General features: G+C 66.2%; 1 protein-coding gene and 1 pseudogene. One reads left to right on the top strand and one right to left on the bottom strand.

What is annotated here, in order from left to right; translation table 11 throughout:
* Positions 1-254: pseudogene (locus EN906_RS35180) on the top strand (bifunctional 5,10-methylenetetrahydrofolate dehydrogenase/5,10-methenyltetrahydrofolate cyclohydrolase); the annotation flags it as partial.
* 16 nt (positions 255-270) lie between these two features.
* Here EN906_RS35180 and EN906_RS35185 read toward each other — a convergent pair.
* A partial coding sequence (locus EN906_RS35185; protein WP_245484405.1) for a heterodisulfide reductase-related iron-sulfur binding cluster occupies positions 271-1,045 on the bottom strand: 775 nt, incomplete at its 5' end.

Raw genomic sequence — 1,045 nt, forward strand, 5'->3', positions numbered from 1 at the left:
TGGTCAAGCCGGGTGCTGCCGTCATCGACATCGGCATCAATTCCGAAATCGGCCCCGACGGCTCCAGCCGCATCGTCGGCGACGTCGACACCGAAAGCGTGCGCGAGGTCGCCTCCTGGATCACACCGGTGCCGGGCGGTGTCGGCCCGATCACGGTCGCCATCCTGCTGCGCAACACCATGGTGGCGCTCAGCCGCCAGCGTGCGCTTTATGAGGCGACCTACGGTACGGCGGACAGGCTCGCGGCAGAGTAGCGCTGGGGCTGGCGCCCTACTCCGCGGCGATCAGGCTCTCTTCCCGAACGCCTTCCGGCTTTGGTCCGCCATAGGCCCAGTCGAGCAGCTTGATCGTGTGCACCACCGGCAGCTTCGCGGCGGAAGCGATCTGGGTGATGCAGCCGATGTTGCCGGTGGCGACGATCGAAGCCCCCGTCGCCTCGATGTTTTTCACCTTGCGGTCGCGCAGTTTGGCCGAGATCTCGGGCTGCAGGATGTTGTAGGTGCCGGCGGAGCCGCAGCAGAGATGTCCTTCACGCGGCTCGCGCACGATGAAGCCGGCCTTGGCCAGCAGTTCCTTCGGCTGGCGGGTGATCTTCTGGCCGTGCTGCATCGAACAGGCCGAGTGATAGGCGACAACCGTGCCCGGCTTGCGCACCGGTTCAGGCAGATCGAAGGTCGAGAGATATTCGGTGATGTCCTTGGCCAGCGCCGAAACGCGCGCGGCCTTGTCGGCATAGGCCGGATCCAGCCGCAGCATGAAACCGTAGTCCTTGATCGTCGTGCCGCAGCCGGATGCAGTGATGACGATGGCATCGAGCCCGCCTTGTTCGATGGCGCGCGTCCAGGCATCGACATTCTGCCTCGCCGAGGCAAGCGCGGCCTGCTCGCGCCCCATATGATGCACCAGCGCGCCGCAGCAGCCCTCGCCCGGCGGCACCGCGACCTCGACGCCGAGCCGCGTCAGCAGCGAAATCGTGGTGTCGTTGATGGCGGGATCGAGCACCGATTGCGCGCAGCCAGTGAGGATGGCGACGCGGCCTCTTTTG

The organism is Mesorhizobium sp. M7A.F.Ca.CA.004.06.1.1 (assembly GCF_003999135.1).
In the GTDB taxonomy this organism is placed as follows: domain Bacteria; phylum Pseudomonadota; class Alphaproteobacteria; order Rhizobiales; family Rhizobiaceae; genus Mesorhizobium.